Here is a 22608-nt window from a genome sequence, read left to right as displayed (position 1 = left end):
GCGTTGCCCCGTCTGCAAGGACGGGGCAACGTTCCGCTCCAGATGCGCCGGCCTTGATTCACGCCTGCTTTGCCCGATCCGCAAAATTCCGCTGCAGCAGCCGCTCCCGCACCTTGTCATACACCAGGTTGTAGACATAGGTGTAAGGCAGGAAGAATGCAATCAGGCCCAACTCCAGCAGGAACGCGTCCCAGTAGGAGATGGACAGCCACCACGCGGCAAGCAGCACCACAACCACCACCAGGCCGCCTTCAAACCCCACCGCATGCGCAATCCGCACCGGCACGGTTCGCTTGAACCCGATCTTCTTCTCCACCCGCTCGAACAGCGCGTTATAGATCATGTTCCAGAGCATCGCGCACGTCGCCAGAGCGACCGTCAGCACGCCGGTTTCAAACAGCGATTTGCCCAGCAGGTAAGACATCACCGGAGCGCACAGGCACAGAGCAATGGCTTCGAAGAGGACGGCGTGGAGGAGGCGGTCCCAGAGGGTCTTTTTGGAATTCATGCTGCAACACCTGATGTTCACCGCCGGCAGTGCCGAGCGGATGTAAGAGCGAATCGAGAGGGGGTGGGGCAGAGCGGCGATCCACGCTCGTAATGTGCCCGGGCGCCATGATATAAGCTTCAAAAATGAAGCAAAACCACCAATAACGCAGGCCGCCGTTTCAGATATGAAACACTTTCCCTGGGACAACCTGATCGTGCTGTTGGCCGTGATCCGCGGCGGCACCCTGCGCGAGGCGGCGAAGGCGGCTCGCATGAGCACGGCCACGCTATCGCGCCGGCTGGATGCGCTGGAGGAGCGACTGGGTGGCAAAGTGGTAGAGCGCACTTCAACCGGCTGCGTTCCCACGGACCTGGGGCAGCGCGTGTTTGCACTGGCGGAGCAGATGGAGGAGGCCGCCGACGAGATCGCTCGCCAGGTTGATACGCCCCGGGAGCTGGTGGGCACAGTGCGCATCAACGCCGATGAGTGGGCCAGCTTCATGCTGATTACGCTGCTACCCGGTTTGAACCGCCAGCACCCTTCGCTGGATGTGGAGGTGCTCACCTCGCGCGAGCCTTACAACCTGGCCCGCCGCGAGGCCGATGCCCTGCTGCGCTACGGCCCGCCTGACACAGGTGATCTGCGCGGCGACCGCGTAGGGCAGATGAATTATGCGCTGTACGCCAATCAGGCCTACGCTGCGCGGCGGCAGGCAGAGATTGCCAGCCAGGCATGGCATGAGCTGGAATTCGTGGGTCTGGATGAGCCGCGCGTGGAATTTGAGGTGGAGCGCTGGATGCGTTCGTTGCCCGGTGCAAACCGCCCTTGGCTTCGCTGCAACTATTCTGTTGGGGTGCTCGATGGGGTCACCTCAGGAGCCGGATTGGGCGTCATAGAATGCGCGGTTGCCCAGCATGTGGGCGGGTTGATCCGCGTGCGCGATGCGCCGGCGCTGAGCAAGGAAGTGTGGCTGTGGACGCACCGGTCGCTGTATGACACCCCGCGCTTCCAGGCCGTGCGGGATTTTCTCAAGCAAACCTGGCTCAGTGGCACGACCGGGCGCCAGCGGGCGGCAAAGTAGGCCGCACAGGGCGCGCGCAGGAAGGGATCATGCAGCCACGGAGGGAGGGGCATATCATGAATGGATTGATTCGAAAGTGCTGTGGCCTGGCTGTCGCGGTCGGACTCGGAGTGGCGCTGCTCCCGTTTGCCGCGCTTGGGTCAGAGGCAACTCAGACCTCAGGGCCGATTGTGATTTCTGCCTTCTCCAGGGCCCATCAGGACTTTGGTCAGAGGCTGAAGGCACAAGCACATGGCACTACTGGGCTGGATCGCCACTTGGCGGATATTGATAACTACAAGGCAATCGTCTACCTGGAGGGCTCAAGAGTGGTTGTGCAGCTCATGCCGCTTCCCTATGGCGGCTCCAATATTCGCGGAGGAGGCGGGAAGTACATCGTCGAGGGCGGTCCCGATGGCGGAATGACTTTCGAGCCTTACCGCTAGCCGAGGAGAAGGGTCGAGCCATGCTCAACTACTGCCTGCCACACCGCACTCCATCAGGCACCTCGCCAGCGAACATCTGCAGCACCCGATCCAACAGAATAGGCTCCGGCACGCCAGCCAGCACCTGCTCGAAGTGGCCCAACGGTTGCAGCTGCCATTGAAGCAACGCACGAAGCTGAAGAACGGCGGGCGCCCGCTGCTTCGCGTCCAGTGAGACCCGCAACAGCAGATGTTGCGAGCGCCTCTCCAGCCACAGCACCGGCACGCCTCCGCAATGAACCTGGAACTCGGCATCTCGTTGCCGCACGACGAACTGGAAGCCCTGTCGTGGCCGAGAATCCACGAACTGCATCGCCTGGCGGCGCAGTTGTGAAAATCGATCGCCGTTGATGCTTTGGAACCCGACAGGCGAGGGCACCGGTGGCGCCGGCCACTGCGCCTGTGCCGCAACCACCGCGACGAGACAGAGCGCGGTGGCCACCCAGCGATGCCGCGTCACTCAGCCGTCCGGGCGTACCCGTGTGCTGGCGTACGCCACCAGACCCAGCCCGGCCATGATCAGCCCCTCCATCACGCGGGGGCCGACGTATTGCTCCAACTCGCCGTTCTCGCGGGCACGCTGTGCGGCCAGCAGGATCTCCAGCACCACGCGAAGGCCGGCCAGCGAGCAATCGGTATCCGCCAGGGCGATGCGTCGGCCGGGCATCTGATGGCGCTCTGGCCAGGGCTGACCGTCGGAGGCGGCACCGGCGCCGATGCTGTGCAGCAGGGCGATGAGCGTATTCGGATCCAGCGCGGGGCCGTTGGCGGGCGCGTCGTGGATCGGCTGCTGGGCAGGGGAGTGGGGCTGGGTCATGGCTGGGCTCCTTGCGTGCATGCAGAAGCCGCCACCGATAAAGGTGGCGGACGGTGCGTGGCTCGAAATCCGGTACGCGACTTGGCCCGGTGGGCACAAGGCCCCCACGCACCGCCCGCCATAGCCGGCCGACGGATTGCCAGCCGGCATCACACAGGTGATGCCGGCTGGCAAGCGTTTACTTCAGCGAACTACCGGGGTTTCGAATCCCGGCCACCTGTTTTCGGTGGCACGGAGAGGAATACGCCCGGCTGTGCGCGATGCCAATGCAGTAAGGCCGATGCCGTCACCACATTCAACATTTTCAGAATCGTTGCATACGGCTCAATGAGTCCGGAGCCTTGTTCCGCAAGGCTGTTGTCGATGTTGGCGGCGCACGCCTGACGAGTGTCGGCATCCGCCCGGCGGAGCCATGAGCGAGGCGGATGCGACAGGATTACCAAGGGCTGGCAGGCGTCAGTAGCCCTTCAACGCGACCTTGGTCCGCTCCAGCCATGTGGAGTTGTGGCTGCGCGCGTGCCGCGACCAGTGCTGGGCATCATCGATGATGCTGGCGAACAGGCTGCGGGCTTGCTCGCGATCATCGGGCTGCGGCTGTGTCATCAGCCATACGGCGTACAGGCAGCGGGCAGCCGCTGTAGGTCGTGCAGACTCTAGGCAAGCACGTCGCGACGAACGCAGGAGATTGAGCAACGCCGCCACCTGCGCCCTCAGCGCCGAAATAAACTCTTGGCGGCCGCTTGCGTCCAACGCCCCAGTTGGCGTCGATGGTGTCATGCAAAGTCGGGCGGCGAGAGTGAACTGGGGCCATGACGGATAGTCGCAGCACGGGAGCACTCGTAGGTACTAGTATAGTGCACCACCCAATCAAGGAGCTGAGAGGTGATTAATGAATTAAAGGAGAGCCTACTGGCCGCCTACTTGCAGTGCTACAACCACCTTGATAAATACAGAGATGTAGAAATCTACTGCATCTCGGAGATGAAGAAGGACAATCGCGAGGGCGCGCCACGCTACACGGCTGATCGAGATCAAGTGCCCGGAAACCTGGCAACCTGCGTGATTATCAACGGATCAACGCTGGAAGTAATTAGCAATACATTAATCTCGCCAAGCTTCGCTATCGGCGCTGAAGTGAGGGGGTATCAACGCGAGCAATGCTCGCAGGGGGCACCGCTTGACTGCCGTATTGCCACGAAGGTGCATGGAGGAGGGTGGAGCGATGAGGATGACATCTTCGACACGGGGAAGATCTACGTTTCACTCGGCGAAAATTTGAATGAGTGCAACGTCATCACCGAGACCATTGCATGCGAAAGGTTGAATAGGTCATCCGATTCAGAACACATACTCATCAACCTTGTTGATGCAATGCTTGAAGCCAACTTCCTCCCGCAAGACCTGATGGTCGTTATTGCGACGGAGCGCATCCCTTGCGAGAGCTGCACTCGCACTATGCTTAAATTCCTAGAAAGAAATGCAGCCGCGAAGCTGTACGTTGGGTACACATACGACACAAACCCATCTAAGGGCTGTCTAGCCAGAAGTGACAAGGAGTTCATCAAGCAGGTTGGGGAGAGCAATTCCTCCGATCGTATACAGCTCGACAGAGTGCTAGTGGAGAACAAGAGTCTTCAGTGCTTCTCCACCCGACTCCAGATCAAGCACGGCCCCAGGGCGTAGAACCTGCGGAGTGAGCGCCTTGCCAGGCGCCGCTCCAACGCGTGGAGTTCGCGCGCATGAGATTACATCCACCCGGCGAGGCTGTGATCGAAGCGGATGCGACAGGATTGCCAAAGGCCGCCATGCGTCAGTAGCCCTTCAACGCGACCTTGGTCCGCTCCAGCCACGCGGCATTGTGGCTGCGCGCATGGCGCGACCAATGCTGGGCATCGTCGATGATGCTGGCGAACAGGCTGCGGGCCTGCTCACGGTCGGCAGGCTGCGGTTGCGCCATCAGCCACTCGGCGAAGAGGCAGCGGGCGGCCGCATCGCTTCCACATTCCACGGCGCGCTCGAATGCGGCGCGGGCGTCGGGCGACCGGGTGGCGGCCAATGCCTGCGCATAGAGGAGGGTCTGTTCTGGCTTGCGGCGCACATCCGGATGACGGGCGAAGAGGCCGTCCAGCGTCTCGACTGCAAGTGCGGCGTGCCCGGACTCGAGGCGAGCACGGGCAAGGCCGGTAAGAATGTAGGGATCGTCGCCCAGCGGCGAGCTGGCCGCCTGATCGAGCAGGGTGCTGGCTTCCTCGGCCTGGCCAGCATCCAGCAGCGTCATGCCCAGGCGAACCCGATTCTGCACGGTGGGTGTGCGCGCCAGTTCCGCGCGAGCGTTGCGCAGGTCCTGGCCCGGGTCCATGAGCTGCTTGGCGGAGCGGACGACCTGTCGGGCGCCGCGCGAGTGACGGACTTCCGGAAAGTAGATCGCCAAGAAGTAGACGACGCTGCCGAGCAGCGGGAACGAGAAGAGCAGGATGAGCCAGTAGAGGCTCTGGCCCGAGCGGATGGCGTGCACCGCAAAGTAGATGGCCGCCAGTACGTGGAGTCCGATTCCGATATAGGGCATGTGTGCCGCCTCGTCCTTGTGAGGGTTGGCACTATAGGGGGCGAAGGGCGGCGTGAAAACGGGTAATCACCCGAATGACCCTCACATGACCATAACGTATGACCGCCCGGAGCAAACTAGACTCGGCCGCACTCACTGGCTGCTGATGCGGCGGTGACCGACGCCGGAAGGATGCCGCGTTGATGCGGGTTCGGCCGCTTTAATGGATTGCCGGGAGACCACAGGATGGGTCGAATTGCATGGATGGGTGTCTTCGCTTGCTTGGCCGCAGGACCGGCATGGGCTGAAGTTCCCACCGAATGTGTGGAGCTGTACCAGGAGGCAGGCGCGAGCCCCGGGTCACAATCGTGCCGGGATGATGCGTCAAACGCCCTGTTCGGTCTCGGGACCTACCACTGCGAAAACCCGCGGATCGTCGACGAGTACTGCGGCGGCGTGGTGCTGCCGCCTTGGGATCCTGGCAAGAACAACCAGTGCGACGTGACCACCGGCTCCACGCAGGTGGGTAATCCGATCAATGCACTGCTGGGCATCAAGGTTCAGAGCGAAACGGATGTGTCGGACGCGTCTGGCCACCTATCGTTGCAACGTCATTACAACAGCCTGTCCATCGACAGCAATCCCGGCATCGAGCTGGGGCCGCGCTGGCGTCACAGCTTCCAGATTTCGCTGGCCACTGCCGACGAGGGGGCAGTACTGGTGCGCCGGCTGAACCTGCCCAGCGGCGACAGCTATCGCTTTGTCGGCCAAGACCAGGATGTCTGGTTACCCGACGCGGACGTGCGTGAGCGCTTGAAGGTGGTGAAACAGAATGGCGCGCAAACCGGATGGGAGGTCACTGGTGACGACGATATCCGTTACCAGTTCAATCTCGATGGCAAGTTGGTACGCATAAGCTATGTTGACGGCGATGTGCTGAGCCTGCGCTACACCTCGGCCGGCGCATTGCGGGACGTCACCGATAGGCGAGGGCGCCGCTTGAGCATGAGTTACTCCTCCGGACGCCTGAGTACGGTAACTCGTCCAGATGGGCGCACCGTCAAGTACATCTACACCCAGCAGAACCTCAGCCGGGTGAGGTATGACACCACGGAAGGAGCAAGCGCGACGTTCTCCACCGTCGGCTATGCCTACACTGACAGCGACGACCCCCTGCTGTTGACGGGAATCGTGGATGAAACCGGCCAGACCTTTGCGAATTGGGAGTACGACACCCAGGGTCGCGCCGTTGCAAGCTGGCATGGCGGCTTGGACAGCCCGATCGATCGGGTGTCAGTGTCCTATGGCTCACAACAATCACAGGTTACCAATGCGCTGGGCAACACCACCACCTATGCCTACACTCTTGCCCTGGGCCGCGCCAAGCAAACGTCGATTGACCAGCTATGCAGTCAGTGCGGCGGCTCGCAGATCAGCCAGCGCAGCTACGACGCCAATGGCTATCCCGACGTCCTGACGGACTTCAACGGGGTTACCACCGACGAGGACTATGATGCCCGGGGCCTGCTGACCCAGCAGATCAGCGCCTCCAACGACACCCAAGGCTACAGGCGCACCATACAGACTGACTGGCACCCCCAGTTCCGGGTGCCCATCGAGCGCCGCATCTACGATGCAGCGAACGTGCAGGTCGAACGCTGGACATGGGCATACAACGCCCGCGGGCAAGTAGTAGGCGCAACGTCGCACGATCCCGCTTCCAGCTTGGCTCGGACCACCACCACGACCTATTGCGAGCAGGCCGACGTCAACGCGGGAAACTGCCCATTCGTGGGCTTGCTGACTTCGATCAAAGGCCCCCGCGGCGATGTTGCGGAGCTTACGACCTATCAATATTACGCCTCCGATGACGCGGCCTGTTCCGGCACCCCCACCACTTGCTCGCATAGGAAGGGGGATCTATGGAAGATCAGCAATGCACTGGGGCACATCACCGAGTACTTGGCCTACGACGGTGCAGGCCGAGTACTCTCGATGCGAGACGCCAACGGCGTAGTCACCGATTACGGTTATCACCCACGTGGCTGGCTCACCACCCGCATCGTTCGAGGACCTGATGAATCGAGCCAGGCCGATGATCAGATCACGCGCTTTGAATATTGGCCCAACGGCCTCGTCAAGCAGGCGACCCAACCAGACGGCGCCTTTGTTGTGTTCACCTATGATGCGGCCAAGCGGCTTACAAGCATTGCCGACAATGCCGGCAACACGCGGCAGTACACCCTCGACAATGCGGGCAATCGGGTGACAGAGGACACGCTCGATGCCAGCGGCGCACTCACACACACACTTTCGCGCATCTACGACCAGCTCGGCCAGCTGACAACAATGGCTACCTCCAGCGGTGACCCCACCGACATTGGCTACGATGCCAATGGCAACGCCACCCAGGTTACCGATGCGCTCGGTCGAAGAACCCAGCTCGGGTATGATCCGCTCAATCGCCTGGCCAGCACATTGCAGGATGTCGATGGCGTGGCAGCGGAGATCCGCAGCCAGTACAACGCGCTGGACCAGGTCACCCAGGTCACCGACCCGAAGGGCCTGCATACCACCTACGCCTACAACGGTTTCGGTGACCTGACTGGACAGGTCAGCCCGGACACTGGCGCCAGCAGCTTCACCGTGGATGCCGCCGGCAACCGCAAGACGGCCACCGATGCGCGTGGCGTCACCGCCACCTATCACTACGATGCACTCAACCGCCTGATCGGCATCGCCTACCCGGACCCCAATCTGGACGTGGGCTACAGCTACGACGTGGCGCCTGCCGCGTGTACCGCCGACGAGCGCTTTGCCAAGGGGCGCCTGGGGCAGGTGCTGCACGCCAATGGCAGCACCCAGTACTGCCATGACCGCTTCGGCCAGGTCACCCGTAAAGTGCAGACGATCAATGGTGTCGCCAGCACGCTGCGCTACGCCTACAGCAAGTCGGGCCGTCTGACTGCGTTGACCTACCCCGATGGCAGCGTGGCCGACTACGTGCGCGATACCCAAGGGCGCATCAGCCAGATCGGACTGACCCGGCCCGGCCAGGCCCGCCAGATCGTGGTGAACAGCGTGACCTACGCGGCCTTCGGCCCGGCGACGGGCTGGACTTATGGCAATGGCCGCCAGCTGCAGCGTCCGCTGGACCTGGACTATCGCCCGCAGGCGGTGCACGACCCGGCCGCGGGCGGCCTGTCGCTGGGCTATGGCTATGACCCGGTCGGTTCGATCACCGAGCTGAAGAACGGCACAGGCTCGACGGTGCTGGCCAATTACGCCTACGACGCGCTGGGTCGCCTGACCCAGACCCAGGACGGCGCGACCGGCACGCCGATTGAAAGCTATGCGTATGACGCCACCGGCAATCGGACCGCGCTGACCACCTCGGCAGGCACCGCCAGCTACACCTATCCCGCAGCCAGCCACCGCCTGACTGCGGTGGACGGCGAAGCGCGCAACCATGACGCGGCGGGCAACACCACCAGCATCGGCGGCAAGACGCTCACCTACAACGATGCCAACCGCATGAACGCGGTGAAGCAGGGCAATGCCGTGCTGGAAAGCTACGGTTACAACCATCGCGGCGAGCGCGTGCTGCGTACTCCAGCCGGTGGCGCAGCTCAGATCACGCTGTACGATGAGGCCGGGCAATGGCTGGGCAACTATTCGGCCACGGGCCAGGCGCAGCAGCAGGCCATCTGGCTGGACAACTACCCGATGGCACTGATCAATGTGCCAAGCACAGGTGTGCCGGAGTTGGCCTACATCCAGCCGGACCATCTGGGTACGCCGCGTGTGGTGATCGACCCGGCGCGCGATGTGGCGATCTGGGAGTGGAGCAACAAGAGCGAGGCGTTCGGTAACCAGATTCCGAGCGCAGATCCGGATGGCGATGGTGTAGCGTTCGGGCTTGCGCTGCGCTTCCCAGGCCAGCAGGCGACGGATGCGAGTGGGTTGTTCTACAACTACCAGCGCGAGTATGACCCGGCGGTGGGGCGGTATTCGCAGAGTGATCCGATTGGGCTGATGGGGGGGATCTCCAGCTACGGCTACGTAAACTTAAGTCCTATCGGAATCAGCGATCCATTGGGACTTTTCGAAGCAGCGGATTTGCCTAATTTGCCGGATTGGCTGGTTGACGGAGCAGCGGGTTTGGGTGACGGTATCAGTGGAGGCCTGACCTCCGACTTCAGGGACTGGGCAGGCATCGGCAGCGTGAACAAGTGCTCGAGCAGCTATCGAGGTTCCGAGTGGGCAGGAATTGCTGCGGGATTAGTGGTGCCGGTGGGACGCGTCAGCTATGTATATAAGGTTGGTCAGCTTCCGAGGGCAGGCTTGTCTTTGGAACAGACAGTGGCGGCGAGAAATGCTCTGAAGTCCTACTATCGTGGCCGCCCACTGGATACTCTTTTGCCGAAGATCAGTAACAGGTTCGGCTATCCCGGAGCACAGGAAATACTGGCGAAGAATGGGGGCGACGCTGCCCGAGCCATTGCGCGATCTGGGAACACAAGTTTTCCGTGGACGCTCGGCTTGGTTGGTGCTGGTTCGGCCAAGGCGGCAAACAGCGCTGTCACTGCAGCGGGGAGGGAATGTGACTGCAATTAAAATGGTGGAAGGCTCTCTCGATAGCGAGTTCTATCTTATTGACTATCAAAGCGTCGGGAAAAGGCGCGCAGCGAAGATCAATGAAGATGGCGTTCTTGTGGTATCCGAGTCCGCTTCTTCTTCGGGGGCGCTTCCTCTACGAGGCGTTGTAGGGGAGGGGAGGTCTGGGTCCATATACGTGCCAATGGCATTCCTCTCGTGGCATCTGGATGCTTCGCATGGGACGCCAGATTATTCCCGTAGCCTTGTATTGATGATCGACGGAAAGTTGATGGGAGATGGCTTCTCGGTGCCAGTGATTTCTTGGTCGAAGCGATGCTTATCGAGAGAGTTTGATGTAAACCTTGAGAATGGCTGGAGCTTCAGAACAAAGTATACGGCACCATTCATCAGAGAATTCTTTATGCAGATGAATGTTGGTGGGACTTTGGACGCGCAGCCCGTGGATTTCATTGAGCAAATAATAACGGTCGTTGCGGAATTGAGGCCTGATTGGATCGTGGGGTTTGCGAATCAAAATATCTCTTAAGTGAAGTTCTCGACCTGGCGCATGGGTCGCCTGGCTCTTAATGCCAAAGGCGATTGGCTACGTTGTCGGGAGGGATAGATCGTGGCACTCGGAAGACCTTCTTTGTGTAGAGGTTCCTCCCGTATCGTACTGCTCATAGGACGATACGCCGTCAAGTTCCCCCGCGTGTCCCGTCTGCGTCGGGTCACACAAGGACTACGCTGCAATCAAGCCGAGGTCGATGCTTGGAAGGAACAGCGCTACCCGAACCTTTGTCCCATACTGTGGTCGTCACCTGGGCCATTACTGGTTGTAATGCCTCGCGCACGCAGTATGTCGGACAGTGAATTCGACGCATGGTTCGAATCAGACGATTGGCCGCACTTTGTTGGAGACGCCACGCCCTACGAGTTGAAGAGTGCTGATGCAGGCGTTCTTCCGGATGGACGGCGCGTGATGGTCGACTACGGCCTAGCTGGTTACCGATGAATCGGGGTGTAGGGGCAGCGCCCCTGCGGGGGGCGCTTTACACGCGCTGGCGGGGCCTCGGCCCACGGCTCATGTAGACAACATTGGACGCCCCAGCGCCGGAACTGGGGGCGCCCACGCGGAACCGCCGTTCTCGGCGAATTCTGAGCGCTTCGGCTAGGTAGATAACACTAGATTTCGCCGTAGTTGACGCCTTCCGGGCAGTTGCAGCCCGGGGAGCCGCCTCAGCCATCATCAGCCGCCATTCGCGTGCAATGTTGCAGGTCAGGGACCACCAGGCCATGTCGCATGGCTCCACACGCTCGATACATAATTTCGCATAATGTATATTATGTTCTAGAGCTTCAGGGCCTGTACGACCCCTAGCCAGCCCCCAGGCTCCTGGTCTGGCATGGACCCTGATCGTGCGTCATCGGAATCTGGCCAGCCCTCGTGATCAATGTGGCCACACCGCTGGCCCCCTGTCACCCGCCCCCGTTTCACTACCGCCTCCCAGGAACCGCTTCAGCCGCCGTGACCGTCCGCACAATCAACACCGCCAGCAACGGGACAGAGATTCCGTACACATACTGGGTCAGCGTCACGCCAATCCCAAACGGGAACCAGATCGTTGGAACCCCGACCGAACCGAGTTCACCCGTGTACTGCGACACGGCGATCACCAGCAGCACGGTCAGTGCCATGCCGCGCATTGGCCCATTGCGGGCTATCCGCGCGGCAACAAGCACGAGCAGCGCGAGTGTGCCGAGGCGGAAGACCTGAGTGGCCGAGACGGCGCCTGTGACGCCTCCCGCAACCCCCAGCGCTGCCAGAACAAGGGCGCCAGCATCGATCGCCCGCGAAGGTGGCAGCACCCAGCGATTCCACGCCAGCGCCCATGCCGCCAGGCTGAGCGGCATCCACAGCACATTGTTCAACCATGTGTAGGCAGGAAGGCTGAGCAGATCCGTCCAGGAGACGATCGCGTTATCGAGCCGCTTCACGGCAGAGAGCAGAAGCGCGACGCAAACGAAGGCGATGAACGACTGGTGGCTGCTGAGCGGCCTTAGCGACAGCGCCAACACGATCACCATGGCCATCGCAAGCGGCTCGACCACTTCAACAATGTAGCCCGCGACGGTACGCCACCATTGCACGCGATACAGCTCACGGCTTTCTGGCTGCGGAGCAAGTGTCGGGGCCACGTGGATGCCGCCGCTCGCAGAGCCGGAAGCACTGCCGGGCTGCATGAATACTCTTATGGCGATCACGCCCTGCGTGCCTGCCGCATCGGCGGGCAACGAAAAGATCATCGGCCGCGTACCCACGACACGAGGCGACTCCCCTAGCCTGCCTGAGCCGCCCAGGCGCTTGCCGTTCCAGTACAGCTCGTAGCCATCCTCCACGGCGGTAGGCCCCAGAATGTCCCACCCGCGGTCGCCCTCTGGAATCACAAGCGAGCGCCGGTACCAGGCATATCCCTGGTACCCGGCGTGACCGTGTGCCATCCATCCGCCGACATAGTTGGGCAGCCCCACGTCGCCGTCGATGCTGCTGGCCGGCGCGCTCAGGTCGAGTGTTTCCCAGGACGAATCATCCACTGAGACACCCGCCCAGCGCGGATCGTCACCGACATGAAATTTCCATGGCCCGTCAATCGGGGGTGCCACAGCGCGGAGCCTGGATGGATCAGGCCGACCGCCGATGGCAAGGACGGCGCCGGTGCATATCCAAGCCACCAAGGTGAGCACCAGGATGCCTATGACGAACGTGCGTTGCCCCGATGGTGCAAGGAACGGGAATTTCGTCGTCGCAGTCATTTCGGGTCCTCTGCCATGGCAGTCGCCAAGGATTCTTGCTGCATGGATAGGCCGCCTCTGCCCCACCTGGTCCTACAGGAACCGGTGCATCACATACACATCAACCATTCCCAGCTTCTGATGCTGGAACGCCGCCGGTAGCGACCCGACCACGGCAAAGCCCAGCTTCCGGTACAGCTCAACCGCTGGCGCATTGGTGCTGACCACGTAATTGAACTGCATGGCCAGGAACCCCTCCGATCTGGCCCGGACCAGGCTGTCTTCCACCAGCGCCCGCCCGATGCCACGCCCTTGCGTCAGCGGATCGACCACGTAGGTGGCGCTGGCCACATGCGCCCCCAGGTCCGGGTAGTTGGCGCCCATCTTGTACATTCCGACCACGCGCCCTTCCAGAACGGCCACAAAGGCCGCCTGCACTCCGAACCAATGGCTCCGAAAGGTGCCGGCCTCGAAGGTGCCGGCGAACGGAAGCGAATCCTCCATCGCAATGGCCGCCTTGAAAATCGCCCACATGGCGTCGAAGTCACCGTCGGTGGCAGCTCGGATTTCCATGCGATTCCTCGCGGATCGGCGTAGTGGGCAAGGCGGACACTAGCAGAATCCAGCAAGCGTCCCGTACCCGCTTCACGCGCCACCGCCATCGGTTCGGCAATAGTTGAGTGAATTCCGGTCCTTAGAGCAGTACATGCCCCCTACTTCCGCGCGCATCCCGCACCGGCTCCGCCGATGGCGCGTCGCTGGCTACATCCTGTTGGGCGTATACGTTCTCTACCTGCTGGCCGGCAACATCTTCCTCAACACCCCGCTGTTCGACCAGGTCACCAACCGCAAGCCGCACAAGTTCGTGATGACGACCGGCCCGGCCATCACGCTGCTGCCGGGCCACGTCATTGCCTGGAACGTGCATATGCGCGGCCACGTCAACCATACCGTCTACGTACTGCACGCCGAACGTGCCAGCGCTCGCTTGGCGGTCCTGCCCCTGTTCCGCCGCGAAGTGCGGGTTCCGCGATTGCAGGCCACTGGCGTGTCGGCCGAGATCAGTCGCGTCGAGGACGCCATTCCGTCACCGCCGCGTAGCGACCAGGGCTGGACCCTGCGTTTCGACGCCATCCACAGCGACAGCATTCGCAGTGCCCGGCTCGGCAAGCTGCTGATCATCGGCAAGGGCCAGGGCACGGTCGGGTTCCTCAAGCAGCTGCGCGGCGGCCCATCGGAACTGTTCGATTCCGAGGTCTCGTTCAGCAAGGCAGACACCAGTTATGACGGCGTGCAGTTGCTGGGCGACATGGATCTGACCGCGCGCTTCAGCTATCCGCGGCACTATCGCGACCAGGCGCCCGGTCTTGCCAAGTTGAAGCTGCTGCATGCGCAACTTGAGGTGGATGCGCGCAGCCAGGGCCTGCGCATGGATACGGACGTGCAGACGCCGCGCGTCTCCAGCTCGCCGGTGCCCGGCCGCCTGCAACTGGCCGTTCACATGATCGACGGCCAGCTGCAACCCGGTGACCACGCACTCTGGCAGGTGCCGCTGTTCCTCGGCGATGGCGCGCCCAATCGCGGTGTGCTGGCCCTGCAGCTCAATGTGGCCAACGACCTGCGCCTGCAGGCCCGCCTGCCGCCACGTCCGGATTCGGCCGCCGGCATCGATGCCGACCTGCACATCACCGGGCGCGAGATTCCGTTCCAGCACCCTGCCCAGCTGCTGGAGCGCAGCTCCGGTACCGTGCGAGGCGAATGGGCCTTCACCTCGCTCAACTGGATCCCTGCCCTGTTCGTGCGCAAACCATGGCTGCAGCTCGACGGCGGCGGCACGCTGAAGGCCGATCTGCGCCTGCGCAATGGCGAACTGATCGAAGGCAGCACCGTGGACATTCCCTCCGCCGCGGCGGTGGCCACAGTGGCCGGCGTGCGCCTGGCCGGTACCGCCAGCGCGCATGGCGAGCTGAAGGCCGGCAGCCCCACTCAGGCACAGCTGGCCATCCGGCTGCCCCGCTTCACCGCGCGGCCCAGCGATGCCCAGGACGTGCGGCTGTTCGACGGGCGTGACCTGGCCGTGGACCTCACCGGCGATGGCCGCCTGCAGGAACTGCGCAAGGGCGTTCGTGCGCGGTTGCGCTTCAGCCAAGCGACCATCCCGGACCTGGCCGCCTACAACCGCTACCTTGGGTCTCAACAGGTGCACCTGCTGCGTGGCACCGGCAGCCTCAGCGGCGACGCCACGCTCGACACCGATGGCCGCGTCGGCCACGGCACCGCGCGGCTGCTGGGCCGCAATGCCAGCGCCAAGGTGGCGGGCCTGGACATGGGCGGCGATGTCGACGTGAACGCGACGCTTCGCCGCGGGGACTTCAACCAGCGCCATTTCGATCTGTCCGGCACCACCGTGGAGCTGCGCAATGTGCAGGTGGCGGGCACCGATTCCAGCAGCGCGTGGAAAGGCCGTGCTGTGTTCAAGCGGGGCCGCATCGACGCGCAGTCCCCGTTCCAGGTGGACGCTACCACCGATCTGATCCTGAGCGACGCGCGCCCCTTGCTGGCGGTGTTCGCCAAGCGCACCGACTATCCGCGCTGGACGCTGTCGCTGCTCGACTCCGGCCAGGTCGATGCACAGGCCACGTTGCGCTGGCGCCCAGGTCATCTGCTGATCGATGGCCTGCGGGCCGAGAATGATCGCCTGACGGTACGTGCGCGGCTGGATCTTCTGGAGCAGCGCAAGCGTGGCGATCTCTACCTGCGTTGGGGGCTGCTGGGCGCGGGCATCGAGCTTGATGGCGAACAGCGGCAGTGGCATCTGGCCAACGCGCGTGAATGGTTCGATCAACGCCCTTCGCTGTTGCCGGCTGGCGAAAGTGGAAGCACCGCGGGTTCTTCAGACTGATCGCCCAGGGCTGCATCCAATTGCCGCTTCCGTTCGTATGAATGGATAAACGCAGGATGGAGCGGCACGGAATGAAACGGCGTTCACAGGTTGCGGGTCTTCTGGGATGGGGTGTGGTCACTTTTGCGGCGGCGGCAGTCGGCGCGTGGGCATCGACATCCGCCGCCAGCTTCTACGCCACCCTCGCCCTGCCCGCGTGGGCACCGCCTGCCAGCGTGTTTGGCCCGGTGTGGAGTCTGCTCTACGCGATGATGGCCATTGCGGCGTGGCTGGTCTGGCGCGAACGCGGCTGGCGCAACGCACAGCCGGCCTTGGTGCTCTATCTGGTGCAGCTGGCCGTCAATGCCCTCTGGAGCTGGCTGTTCTTCGGCTGGAAACTGGGCGCGCTGGCCTTCGTTGACATCCTGGTACTGATCACGCTGGTGTGCGCAACGATCATTGCCTTCGCCCGCCTCCATCGCGGCGCGGCGGTGATGCTGCTGCCTTACCTGGCCTGGATATCGTTCGCCTCGGCGCTGAACTTCGCGGTGTGGCGCGCCAATCCCGGGTTGCTGTGAGCCGGCATCAGGGCTCGCAGGCCTGTGCGACGCGCTGCGGCTGCCATGCACGCAGCAACGCCGGCTTGAACGCCTGCTGGCCACAACCCGTGGGGCATCGCACCACGCGTGCGGAGGTATGGCTGACCAGTCCCTGCCCTTCCTCGGCCTTGAACACCGTTTGGCAGCTCATGCACCGTGCAACCAGCGAGTAGAGGTGGAGGAGGCGTCCACTGGCCGGGTCCTGCAACGCATCCACATCCAGCAACTCGAACTGGCAGCTGTCGGCAAGCATGCGGTATGGCGTTGAAGGCAAGGTCTGCAGGTTCACGGGACGTGGTCACTCAGGAATGTGCGTTCACCCTAGGCAAGTCGGTGTCGAGCGCGCGTGCAGCGCGCATGTACCTTTCGCGAAACATGCAAGTGCTGTTGGAATGTTCAGATGAAGAATTCAGGTTTGAATGAAACGTTCTTCACGCGCACGTGCTGGTAGGCGAATGCACGATTTTGCTTCACCATCCATGCATACCGGATGCAACGCTGGGCCATTCCAGCCATCCACGAATCATGAGTCCCGCCCTTGATGCCTTCTGCCGAGTCCACGCACGACACCACCCAGTCCCGTTGTGCGCGCGAACCGATCCACACGCCCGGTGCCATCCAGCCATACGGCGTGCTTCTGGTAGTGGAGCCACAGTCACTGCGGGTGCGTGAGCGCGCCATCAGCCAGCCGGGGTTGCTGCAGCAGTTCGGCGAACCCTTGATGCAGCATGTCAGCGAAGTACTGGGCGGCGTGCTGGCGCCCTTCCAGGCGCTGTTCCAGCAGGCCACGGTCGGCAGCAGCGCCCATGTCGGCGCTGTGCACCTGGATGGCCACGGCCGGCATCAGTTGCTGGTGCATCGCTCCGCCACCGATCTGCTGATCGAGCTGGAGGCACCGGTTCCCGGCCAGCCAGGTTCGCTGGAAGAACTGTATCCGTCGATCCGCGAACTGATGACCGGCATCGAATCGGCTACCACCGTGGAAGATCTGTGCCAGCTGGCGGCCGCGCACATGCGCCGGCTGACCGGCTTCGACCGCACCCTGGTCTACCAGTTCGATGCCGGCTGGAACGGCATCGTGGTCGCCGAGGATGGCAACGGCCTGTTGCCGTCCTACCTGGACCTGCGCTTCCCCGAGTCGGACATTCCGGCCCAGGCCCGCGAGCTGTATCGGCGCAACCGGGTGCGACTGATCGCGGACAACAACTACTCCCCCGCCCCGCTGGTGCGCAGCGAGGAACACCGCGACGCGCCGGCCACCGACCTGAGCCTGGCCGTGCTGCGCAGCGTTTCGCCCGTGCACCTGCAGTACATGCGCAACATGGGCACCGGTGCGTCGATGTCGGTGTCGCTGGTACATGAGGGCCAGCTATGGGGCCTGGTGTCCTGCCACACGGTGCAGCCGCGCCGCCTGCCCTACCACGTGCGCACCGCCTGTGAGTTCATGGGCCAGATCCTGTCGCTGCAGATCGCGCTGAAGGAGCGTGCACGCGCCATCGAAGAGCGCGTGGCGCGCCGCTCGGTGCTGGTCAAGCTGCTGGCACGCATGGCCGGCGACGAGGATTTCATGGCTGCGCTGCGCCACGATGAAGCCAGCCTGCTGTCGCTGACCGGCGCGGCAGGCGCCGCCATCGTGCACAAGGGTGACTGCATGCGTGTGGGCCAGTGCCCGCCCGCAACCGACGTGCTGGCCCTGGCCGATTGGCTGGCCGCACAGCAGGCCGGGCAGGAGACGTACTGCAGTGACCACCTGGCGGCCGACTGGGCGCCCGGCGCACGCCTGTCCGACGTGGCCAGCGGCGTCCTGGCGGTGTCCATTTCGCAGCTGCATGACAGCTACCTGATGTGGTTCCGCCCCGAAGTGCTGCGTACCGTGCGCTGGGGCGGCGATCCACGCAAGACCGCGGCACCCGACGTGGCACTGTCGCCGCGCAGCTCCTTCGAGGCCTGGAAGGAAACCGTTCAGCAGCGCAGCCTGCCGTGGAACGACGCCGACCGCGATGCCGCCCACGAGATGCGCACCGCCATCGTCGACATCGTGCTGCGCAAGGCCGAGGAAATGGCGGAGCTCAACGAGCAGCTGGTCCGCAGCAACAAGGAACTCGAAGCGTTTTCCTATTCGGTCAGCCACGACCTGCGTGCGCCCTTCCGCCACATCGTTGGTTACTCGGAGCTGTTGGGAAGCTCGGCCGGCGAACGCCTCAACGATACCGAGCGCCGCTTCCTGGATACGATCGTGGAGTCGGCCAAATCCGCTGGGACACTGGTGGACGACCTGCTGAGCTTCTCGCAGATGGGCCGTTCCACGCTTGGCCGGGTACGGCTGGACATGGCCGCTCTGGCCGAAGATGTGCGCCGGAGCCTGGCCCTGGACTACGCAGCTCGCGACGTGCAGTGGACACTGGCGCCACTGCCGGAGGTGCAGGCCGACCCGACAATGATGCGCCTGGTCTGGCAGAACCTGCTGGCCAACGCCGTCAAATTCACGCGTGAACGCGAGCAGGCAGCGATCGAGATCGGCCATGAGCGCCTCGAGGAAGAGGACCACTTCTTCGTGCGCGACAACGGCTGTGGCTTCGACATGCGCTACGTGGACAAGCTGTTCGGCGTGTTCCAGCGCCTGCACCACGTCGAGGAATTTGAAGGCACCGGCATCGGCCTGGCCAATGTCCGCCGCATCGTCGGCCGCCATGGCGGCCGCACCTGGGCCGAGGGCGAACCCGGCAAGGGCGCCACGATCCACTTCACCCTACCCCGTTCCACAGGAGATCACCCATGAGGGACCTGCGGCCGATCCTCCTGGTAGAGGACAGCCCCAAGGATGCAGAGCTGACGCTGGCGGCGTTGTCGCGTTGCCAGTTGCTGAACGATGTCATCCATGTACGCGACGGCGCCGAAGCGCTGGACTACCTGCGCTGCGAAGGCAAATTCGCTGGCGCCAACCACGGCGGCCCGGTGGTGGTGTTGCTGGACCTGAAGCTGCCCAAGGTGAACGGCCTGGAGGTGCTGGAGCAGGTCCGTGGCGATTCGAACCTGAGCAGCACGCCGGTGGTGATGCTGACCTCCTCCCGCGAAGAGCAGGATCTGGTGCGCAGTTACGAACTGGGCGTCAACGCATTCGTGGTCAAGCCGGTGGACTTCAAGGAGTTCTTCGACGCCATCCAGGGCCTGGGCATGTTCTGGGGCATCACCAACCAGCCGCCGCCGCATCGCCCCAACGGCTCGGGGCAGCACAATGCGTGATGGATCGCGCCGCAGCGAGCGCCTGCGCATCCTCATGCTGGAGGACAGTGCGCTTGATGCGGAGCTGATCACCGCACAACTGCAACGGGCCGGCCTCGACTTCGAGGCCGAGCGCCTTTGGACCCGCAATGCCTTCATCGAGGCGATCGAGAATCGCGCCTTCGATGTCATCCTGGCCGATCATGTGCTGCCGGGATTCGATGGCGACGCCGCGCTGGCACTGGCCCGTGAGCGCATCCCGCAGACGCCCTTCATCTTTGTCTCCGGCACGCTTACCGAAGAGCTGGCGGTACAGGCCCTGACCCGCGGCGCGCGTGACTACGTGGTCAAGCAGCGCCTGCAACGCCTGCCGGATGCGATTCGCCGCGCCCGCCAGGAGGCGCACGAGCGCACCCAGCTGGCCAATGCGCAGGCCGCGCTGAACGACAGCCAGGCCCAGCTGCAGCAGGTGACCGATGCCGTACCGGCACTGATCGCCCAGCTCGACAGGGAGCATCGTTACCGCTTTGCCAACAAGGCCTTCCTGGACTGGCACGGCGTCAGCCTGGCCGAACTGCTGGGCCGTACGGCGCGCGATGTCAGTGGCATTTCCGCCTTCGAACATGCCCTGCCCAGCATCGAACGGGTGCTGCAGGGTGAGCGCACCCGCTTCCAGGTGGAACTGGCCCACCGCAGTGGCGAATCACGATTCGTGCAGATGGACTGTGTGCCGGAGCGAAGCGCCGACGGCACCGTGGTCGGCTACATCTGCCTGGGCAGCGACGTCTCCGGGCTGAAGCAGGCCGAGCTCGCCCTGCGCGAAGACAACCAGCTGCTCGAGCAGCAGGTTCAGGCGCGTACCGCCGAGCTTCGGGCCAGCAAGCGGCGCTTGCAGGCCATCTTCGAATCCAGCTTCCAGCATCAGGTGCTGCTGGACCAGGGCGGTCGCGTGGTCGACGCCAATATCGCCTCGTTGGCTGCCGTACTGGCCGACAAGCCCGATGTGGTGGGTCAGCGCTATGGCCAATCGCTGTGGTTCGCCACCAGCGGCGACGTCGGCACCCTGGTGGACCAGGCCGTTGCCGCTGCCGCGAAGGGGCACAGCTCGCTGCATGCACTGGATCTGGAGCTGCCCACCGGCCGCCGCAGCTACGATTTCTCGTTCCGTCCGCTATTGGATGCCGAAGGCGCGGTGACGGCGGTGGTGGCGGAGGCCGTGGAAACCACCGCCCGCCTGCAGGCCGAGCATGCACTGCGCCAGTCACAGAAGATTGAAGCGGTGGGCCAGCTCACCGGCGGCATCGCCCACGATTTCAACAATATCCTGACGGTGATTTCCGGCAACGTCGAACACGCCATGCTACTGAGCGAACGTGCCGGCGAGCCGGGCGCCATGGTCGGCCGTGCGTTGGACAACGCCCTCAAGGGCGTGGGCCGTGCCGCCAGCCTGACCCAGCGCCTGCTGGCATTTGCCCGGCGCCAGCCGCTGCACAGCCAGGCCGCCAACCTCAACGACCGCCTGCTGGACATGCATGACATGCTGCAGCGTGCGTTGGGCGAGCTGGTGCAGCTGGAAATCCGCGCCGCTGCAGACGTCTGGTGCGTCGAGATCGACGTCAGCCAGCTGGAGGCTTCGGTGCTCAACCTGGCCGTCAACGCCCGCGACGCCATGCCCCACGGTGGCCGGCTGGTGATCGAGGTCGACAACAGCCATCTCGACCACGACTACGCCGCCTTGTTCCCCGATGCAGCGCCTGGCGAATACGTGATGCTGCGGGTCCGCGACAACGGCCACGGCATGGATGCGACCACCCTCGCGCGCGTGTTCGAGCCCTTCTTCACCACCAAGCAGGTCGGCCGCGGCACCGGCCTGGGCCTGTCGATGGTGCACGGCTTCGTCAAGCAGTCCGGCGGCCATGTGCTGATCGATTCAGTGGAAGGTGGCGGCACCAGCATCACCATGATGTTCCCGCGTTCCGCGCTGGCCCTGCCCTGCGCGGCAAGCGCGCCTCAGACAGGCCTGGCGGGCTACTCGCCGCGCGAGGAAACCATCCTGGTGGCCGAGGACAACGATGATGTGCGTGCGCACACCGTTGATGCCCTGCGCCTGCTCGGCTATCGCGTGCTGGAAGCGCACGACGGCCCCTCCGCGCTGCGGCTGCTGGAACGTCCCGACACCCGGGTGGACCTGCTGTTCTCGGACGTGGTGATGCCCGGCATGTCGGGTTGGGAGCTGGTGCGTGAAGTGCGGGAACGCTGGCCGGAAGTCGCCGTGCTGTTCACTTCGGGGTATCCACGCGACCACGACCAGGTGGGCAGCCAAGGCCGGGCAGCCGCGCTGCTGCCCAAGCCGTTTACCCGTAGCGACCTGGCCCAGGCCGTGCGTACCGCGCTGGAAGGTGCCGCGCACTGAGGTCAGGCAACCGGGTCGCTCACGTCCATCGCGATCCGGTTGATGTCCGCGCACTCCACCGTGGCCGGCGGATGTTCCCTGCCGGCCAGTGCAATCATCGCCTGGCCCAGGGCCAGGTTGCTGGTCATCAGCGATGGCGCAATCGCGCCCGCCAGCTTCATCAACGGTGCGCCACCCCAGTACAAGGGCTTCAACAGGGGATGACGGGTACCGGTTCCCTCGACAGGGCGCACGCCACCCGGGCGCAGCATGACCGTGCGGACCGGCAGTTCCTGCAGCGCCCGCTCGGTCTCGCCCTTCACCCGCAATGGCATTACACGGCTTCGCGCATCCGCGCCGGCGCCGGACACATACAGGAAGCACCCCTGCGGATTCGCGGTGGCCCAGGCGCGGGCAACGGCCAGGGTGGTGTCCAGCGTCACCCGCCGGTACTCTGCCTCGGCCGTGCCCACCGGCGGAGCGCCGGCGCAGTAGAAGCAGGCGTCGAATCCCAACAGATCATCCTGCCGTTCCTGGATACGCAGAAAGTCAGGCACGATCAGTTCGCTGCCAGTGCCATTGAGACTGCCCGGGTGCCGGACCAGGGCAGTCAGATCGGCGACCCGGGGCGAGCGCTGGCAGGCCAGGGCCACACCCTGCCCCACCAGCCCTGCAGCACCGGTCAGCAGAACCCGTAGCGCGCCCGTCGCCATCGCCGCACTCAT

General features: G+C 63.7%; 18 protein-coding genes and 1 pseudogene. 10 read left to right on the top strand and 9 right to left on the bottom strand.

The annotated features are described in order from the left end of the window. Positions 1-58 precede the first annotated feature (58 nt). Positions 59-508, bottom strand: a complete 450-nt coding sequence (locus EGM71_RS10345; RefSeq protein WP_164117654.1) for a multidrug/biocide efflux PACE transporter — start codon at positions 506-508, stop codon at positions 59-61. A 166-nt stretch (positions 509-674) separates the two neighbouring features. Here EGM71_RS10345 and EGM71_RS10340 point away from each other — a divergent pair, with 166 nt between their 5' ends. After that, positions 675-1571: a LysR family transcriptional regulator gene (locus tag EGM71_RS10340; protein WP_188489663.1), complete on the top strand. Its 897-nt coding sequence runs from the start codon at positions 675-677 to the stop codon at positions 1569-1571. Positions 1572-1627: 56 nt separating this feature from the next. After that, entirely contained in the window at positions 1628-1996 is a 369-nt protein-coding gene (locus EGM71_RS10335) for a hypothetical protein (RefSeq protein ID WP_188489660.1), read from the top strand. Positions 1997-2024: 28 nt separating this feature from the next. Here the strand turns inward: EGM71_RS10335 and EGM71_RS10330 are convergent, their stop codons facing one another. The 3 genes and pseudogenes from EGM71_RS10330 to EGM71_RS10320 form a co-directional block, all read right to left on the bottom strand. Then, positions 2025-2477 carry a hypothetical protein gene (locus EGM71_RS10330; protein WP_223224568.1) on the bottom strand — a complete coding sequence of 151 codons (453 nt, stop codon included), beginning with the start codon at positions 2475-2477 and terminating at the stop codon, positions 2025-2027. 18 nt (positions 2478-2495) lie between these two features. Further along, complete coding sequence (locus tag EGM71_RS10325; protein WP_188489656.1) at positions 2496-2852, bottom strand: hypothetical protein; 357 nt, start codon at positions 2850-2852, stop codon at positions 2496-2498. Positions 2853-3308: 456 nt separating this feature from the next. Further along, a pseudogene (locus EGM71_RS10320) lies at positions 3309-3488 on the bottom strand (hypothetical protein); the annotation flags it as partial. A gap of 246 nt (positions 3489-3734) precedes the next feature. On the opposite strand from EGM71_RS10320, the gene EGM71_RS10315 reads away from it, so the two are divergent. Then, the gene (locus EGM71_RS10315) at positions 3735-4535 is read left to right on the top strand and encodes a hypothetical protein (RefSeq protein WP_188489654.1); all 801 of its coding nucleotides are present in this window, start codon (positions 3735-3737) and stop codon (positions 4533-4535) included. A 127-nt stretch (positions 4536-4662) separates the two neighbouring features. Here EGM71_RS10315 and EGM71_RS10310 read toward each other — a convergent pair whose 3' ends face one another. After that, positions 4663-5418, bottom strand: a complete 756-nt coding sequence (locus EGM71_RS10310; RefSeq protein ID WP_188489652.1) for a hypothetical protein — start codon at positions 5416-5418, stop codon at positions 4663-4665. A gap of 225 nt (positions 5419-5643) precedes the next feature. Between EGM71_RS10310 and EGM71_RS10305 the strand changes: the two genes are divergently transcribed. Both EGM71_RS10305 and EGM71_RS10300 read left to right on the top strand, forming a co-directional pair. Beyond that, positions 5644-10014, top strand: coding sequence for an RHS repeat-associated core domain-containing protein (locus tag EGM71_RS10305; RefSeq protein ID WP_188489650.1), 4371 nt, complete (start codon positions 5644-5646; stop codon positions 10012-10014). Continuing rightward, complete coding sequence (locus EGM71_RS10300) at positions 10001-10543, top strand: hypothetical protein (RefSeq protein ID WP_188489648.1); 543 nt, start codon at positions 10001-10003, stop codon at positions 10541-10543. Before EGM71_RS10305 ends, EGM71_RS10300 begins: the two co-directional genes overlap by 14 nt. Before the next feature lie 950 nt (positions 10544-11493). On the opposite strand, the gene EGM71_RS10295 is transcribed toward EGM71_RS10300, so the two are convergent. Beyond that, positions 11494-12810 (bottom strand): glycoside hydrolase family 2, encoded by a 1317-nt coding sequence (locus tag EGM71_RS10295; RefSeq protein WP_188489646.1) that lies wholly within the window; start codon positions 12808-12810, stop codon positions 11494-11496. Positions 12811-12882: 72 nt separating this feature from the next. After that, positions 12883-13362 (bottom strand): GNAT family N-acetyltransferase, encoded by a 480-nt coding sequence (locus tag EGM71_RS10290; RefSeq protein ID WP_188489644.1) that lies wholly within the window; start codon positions 13360-13362, stop codon positions 12883-12885. Between the two features lie 133 nt (positions 13363-13495). On the opposite strand from EGM71_RS10290, the gene EGM71_RS10285 reads away from it, so the two are divergent. Beyond that, a complete protein-coding gene (locus EGM71_RS10285; protein ID WP_188489642.1) occupies positions 13496-15691 on the top strand; it encodes a hypothetical protein in 2196 nt (731 codons plus the stop codon). A gap of 71 nt (positions 15692-15762) precedes the next feature. Continuing rightward, positions 15763-16248 (top strand): TspO/MBR family protein, encoded by a 486-nt coding sequence (locus EGM71_RS10280; protein WP_188489640.1) that lies wholly within the window; start codon positions 15763-15765, stop codon positions 16246-16248. A 7-nt stretch (positions 16249-16255) separates the two neighbouring features. Here EGM71_RS10280 and EGM71_RS10275 read toward each other — a convergent pair whose 3' ends face one another. Continuing rightward, complete coding sequence (locus tag EGM71_RS10275) at positions 16256-16558, bottom strand: hypothetical protein (RefSeq protein WP_188489638.1); 303 nt, start codon at positions 16556-16558, stop codon at positions 16256-16258. Between the two features lie 252 nt (positions 16559-16810). Between EGM71_RS10275 and EGM71_RS10270 the strand changes: the two genes are divergently transcribed. From EGM71_RS10270 to EGM71_RS10260, 3 genes are read left to right on the top strand one after another with little or no spacing between them, the layout of a single operon-like run. Continuing rightward, entirely contained in the window at positions 16811-19048 is a 2238-nt protein-coding gene (locus EGM71_RS10270; protein WP_188489636.1) for an ATP-binding protein, read from the top strand. Next, positions 19045-19512, top strand: coding sequence for a response regulator (locus EGM71_RS10265; protein ID WP_014037185.1), 468 nt, complete (start codon positions 19045-19047; stop codon positions 19510-19512). The genes EGM71_RS10270 and EGM71_RS10265 overlap by 4 nt, the downstream gene beginning before the upstream one ends. Continuing rightward, on the top strand, positions 19505-21904 hold the full coding sequence (locus tag EGM71_RS10260; protein WP_188489634.1) for a hybrid sensor histidine kinase/response regulator: 2400 nt from the start codon (positions 19505-19507) through the stop codon (positions 21902-21904). Before EGM71_RS10265 ends, EGM71_RS10260 begins: the two co-directional genes overlap by 8 nt. Before the next feature lie 2 nt (positions 21905-21906). Here EGM71_RS10260 and EGM71_RS10255 read toward each other — a convergent pair whose 3' ends face one another. Then, positions 21907-22608 (bottom strand): oxidoreductase, encoded by a 702-nt coding sequence (locus EGM71_RS10255; protein ID WP_223224566.1) that lies wholly within the window; start codon positions 22606-22608, stop codon positions 21907-21909.

It is taken from the genome of Stenotrophomonas maltophilia, assembly GCF_006970445.1.
In the GTDB taxonomy this organism is placed as follows: domain Bacteria; phylum Pseudomonadota; class Gammaproteobacteria; order Xanthomonadales; family Xanthomonadaceae; genus Stenotrophomonas; species Stenotrophomonas maltophilia_AU.
This window is presented reverse-complemented; position numbering and strand designations above follow the sequence as displayed.

Excerpts from the sequence above, each read along its gene's own strand:
- EGM71_RS10335 (WP_188489660.1), top strand. The coding sequence starts at position 1,628 with ATGAATGGATTGATTCGAAAGTGCTGTGGCCTGGCTGTCGCGGTCGGA.
- EGM71_RS10305 (WP_188489650.1), top strand. The coding sequence starts at position 5,644 with ATGGGTCGAATTGCATGGATGGGTGTCTTCGCTTGCTTGGCCGCAGGA.
- EGM71_RS10325 (WP_188489656.1), bottom strand. The coding sequence starts at position 2,852 with ATGACCCAGCCCCACTCCCCTGCCCAGCAGCCGATCCACGACGCGCCC.
- EGM71_RS10260 (WP_188489634.1), top strand. The coding sequence starts at position 19,505 with ATGCGTGATGGATCGCGCCGCAGCGAGCGCCTGCGCATCCTCATGCTG.
- EGM71_RS10340 (WP_188489663.1), top strand. The coding sequence starts at position 675 with ATGAAACACTTTCCCTGGGACAACCTGATCGTGCTGTTGGCCGTGATC.
- EGM71_RS10255 (WP_223224566.1), bottom strand. The coding sequence starts at position 22,608 with ATGAGTGCGGCGATGGCGACGGGCGCGCTACGGGTTCTGCTGACCGGT.
- EGM71_RS10345 (WP_164117654.1), bottom strand. The coding sequence starts at position 508 with ATGAATTCCAAAAAGACCCTCTGGGACCGCCTCCTCCACGCCGTCCTC.
- EGM71_RS10290 (WP_188489644.1), bottom strand. The coding sequence starts at position 13,362 with ATGGAAATCCGAGCTGCCACCGACGGTGACTTCGACGCCATGTGGGCG.
- EGM71_RS10280 (WP_188489640.1), top strand. The coding sequence starts at position 15,763 with ATGAAACGGCGTTCACAGGTTGCGGGTCTTCTGGGATGGGGTGTGGTC.
- EGM71_RS10310 (WP_188489652.1), bottom strand. The coding sequence starts at position 5,418 with ATGCCCTATATCGGAATCGGACTCCACGTACTGGCGGCCATCTACTTT.
- EGM71_RS10285 (WP_188489642.1), top strand. The coding sequence starts at position 13,496 with ATGCCCCCTACTTCCGCGCGCATCCCGCACCGGCTCCGCCGATGGCGC.
- EGM71_RS10270 (WP_188489636.1), top strand. The coding sequence starts at position 16,811 with ATGCCTTCTGCCGAGTCCACGCACGACACCACCCAGTCCCGTTGTGCG.
- EGM71_RS10295 (WP_188489646.1), bottom strand. The coding sequence starts at position 12,810 with ATGACTGCGACGACGAAATTCCCGTTCCTTGCACCATCGGGGCAACGC.
- EGM71_RS10265 (WP_014037185.1), top strand. The coding sequence starts at position 19,045 with ATGAGGGACCTGCGGCCGATCCTCCTGGTAGAGGACAGCCCCAAGGAT.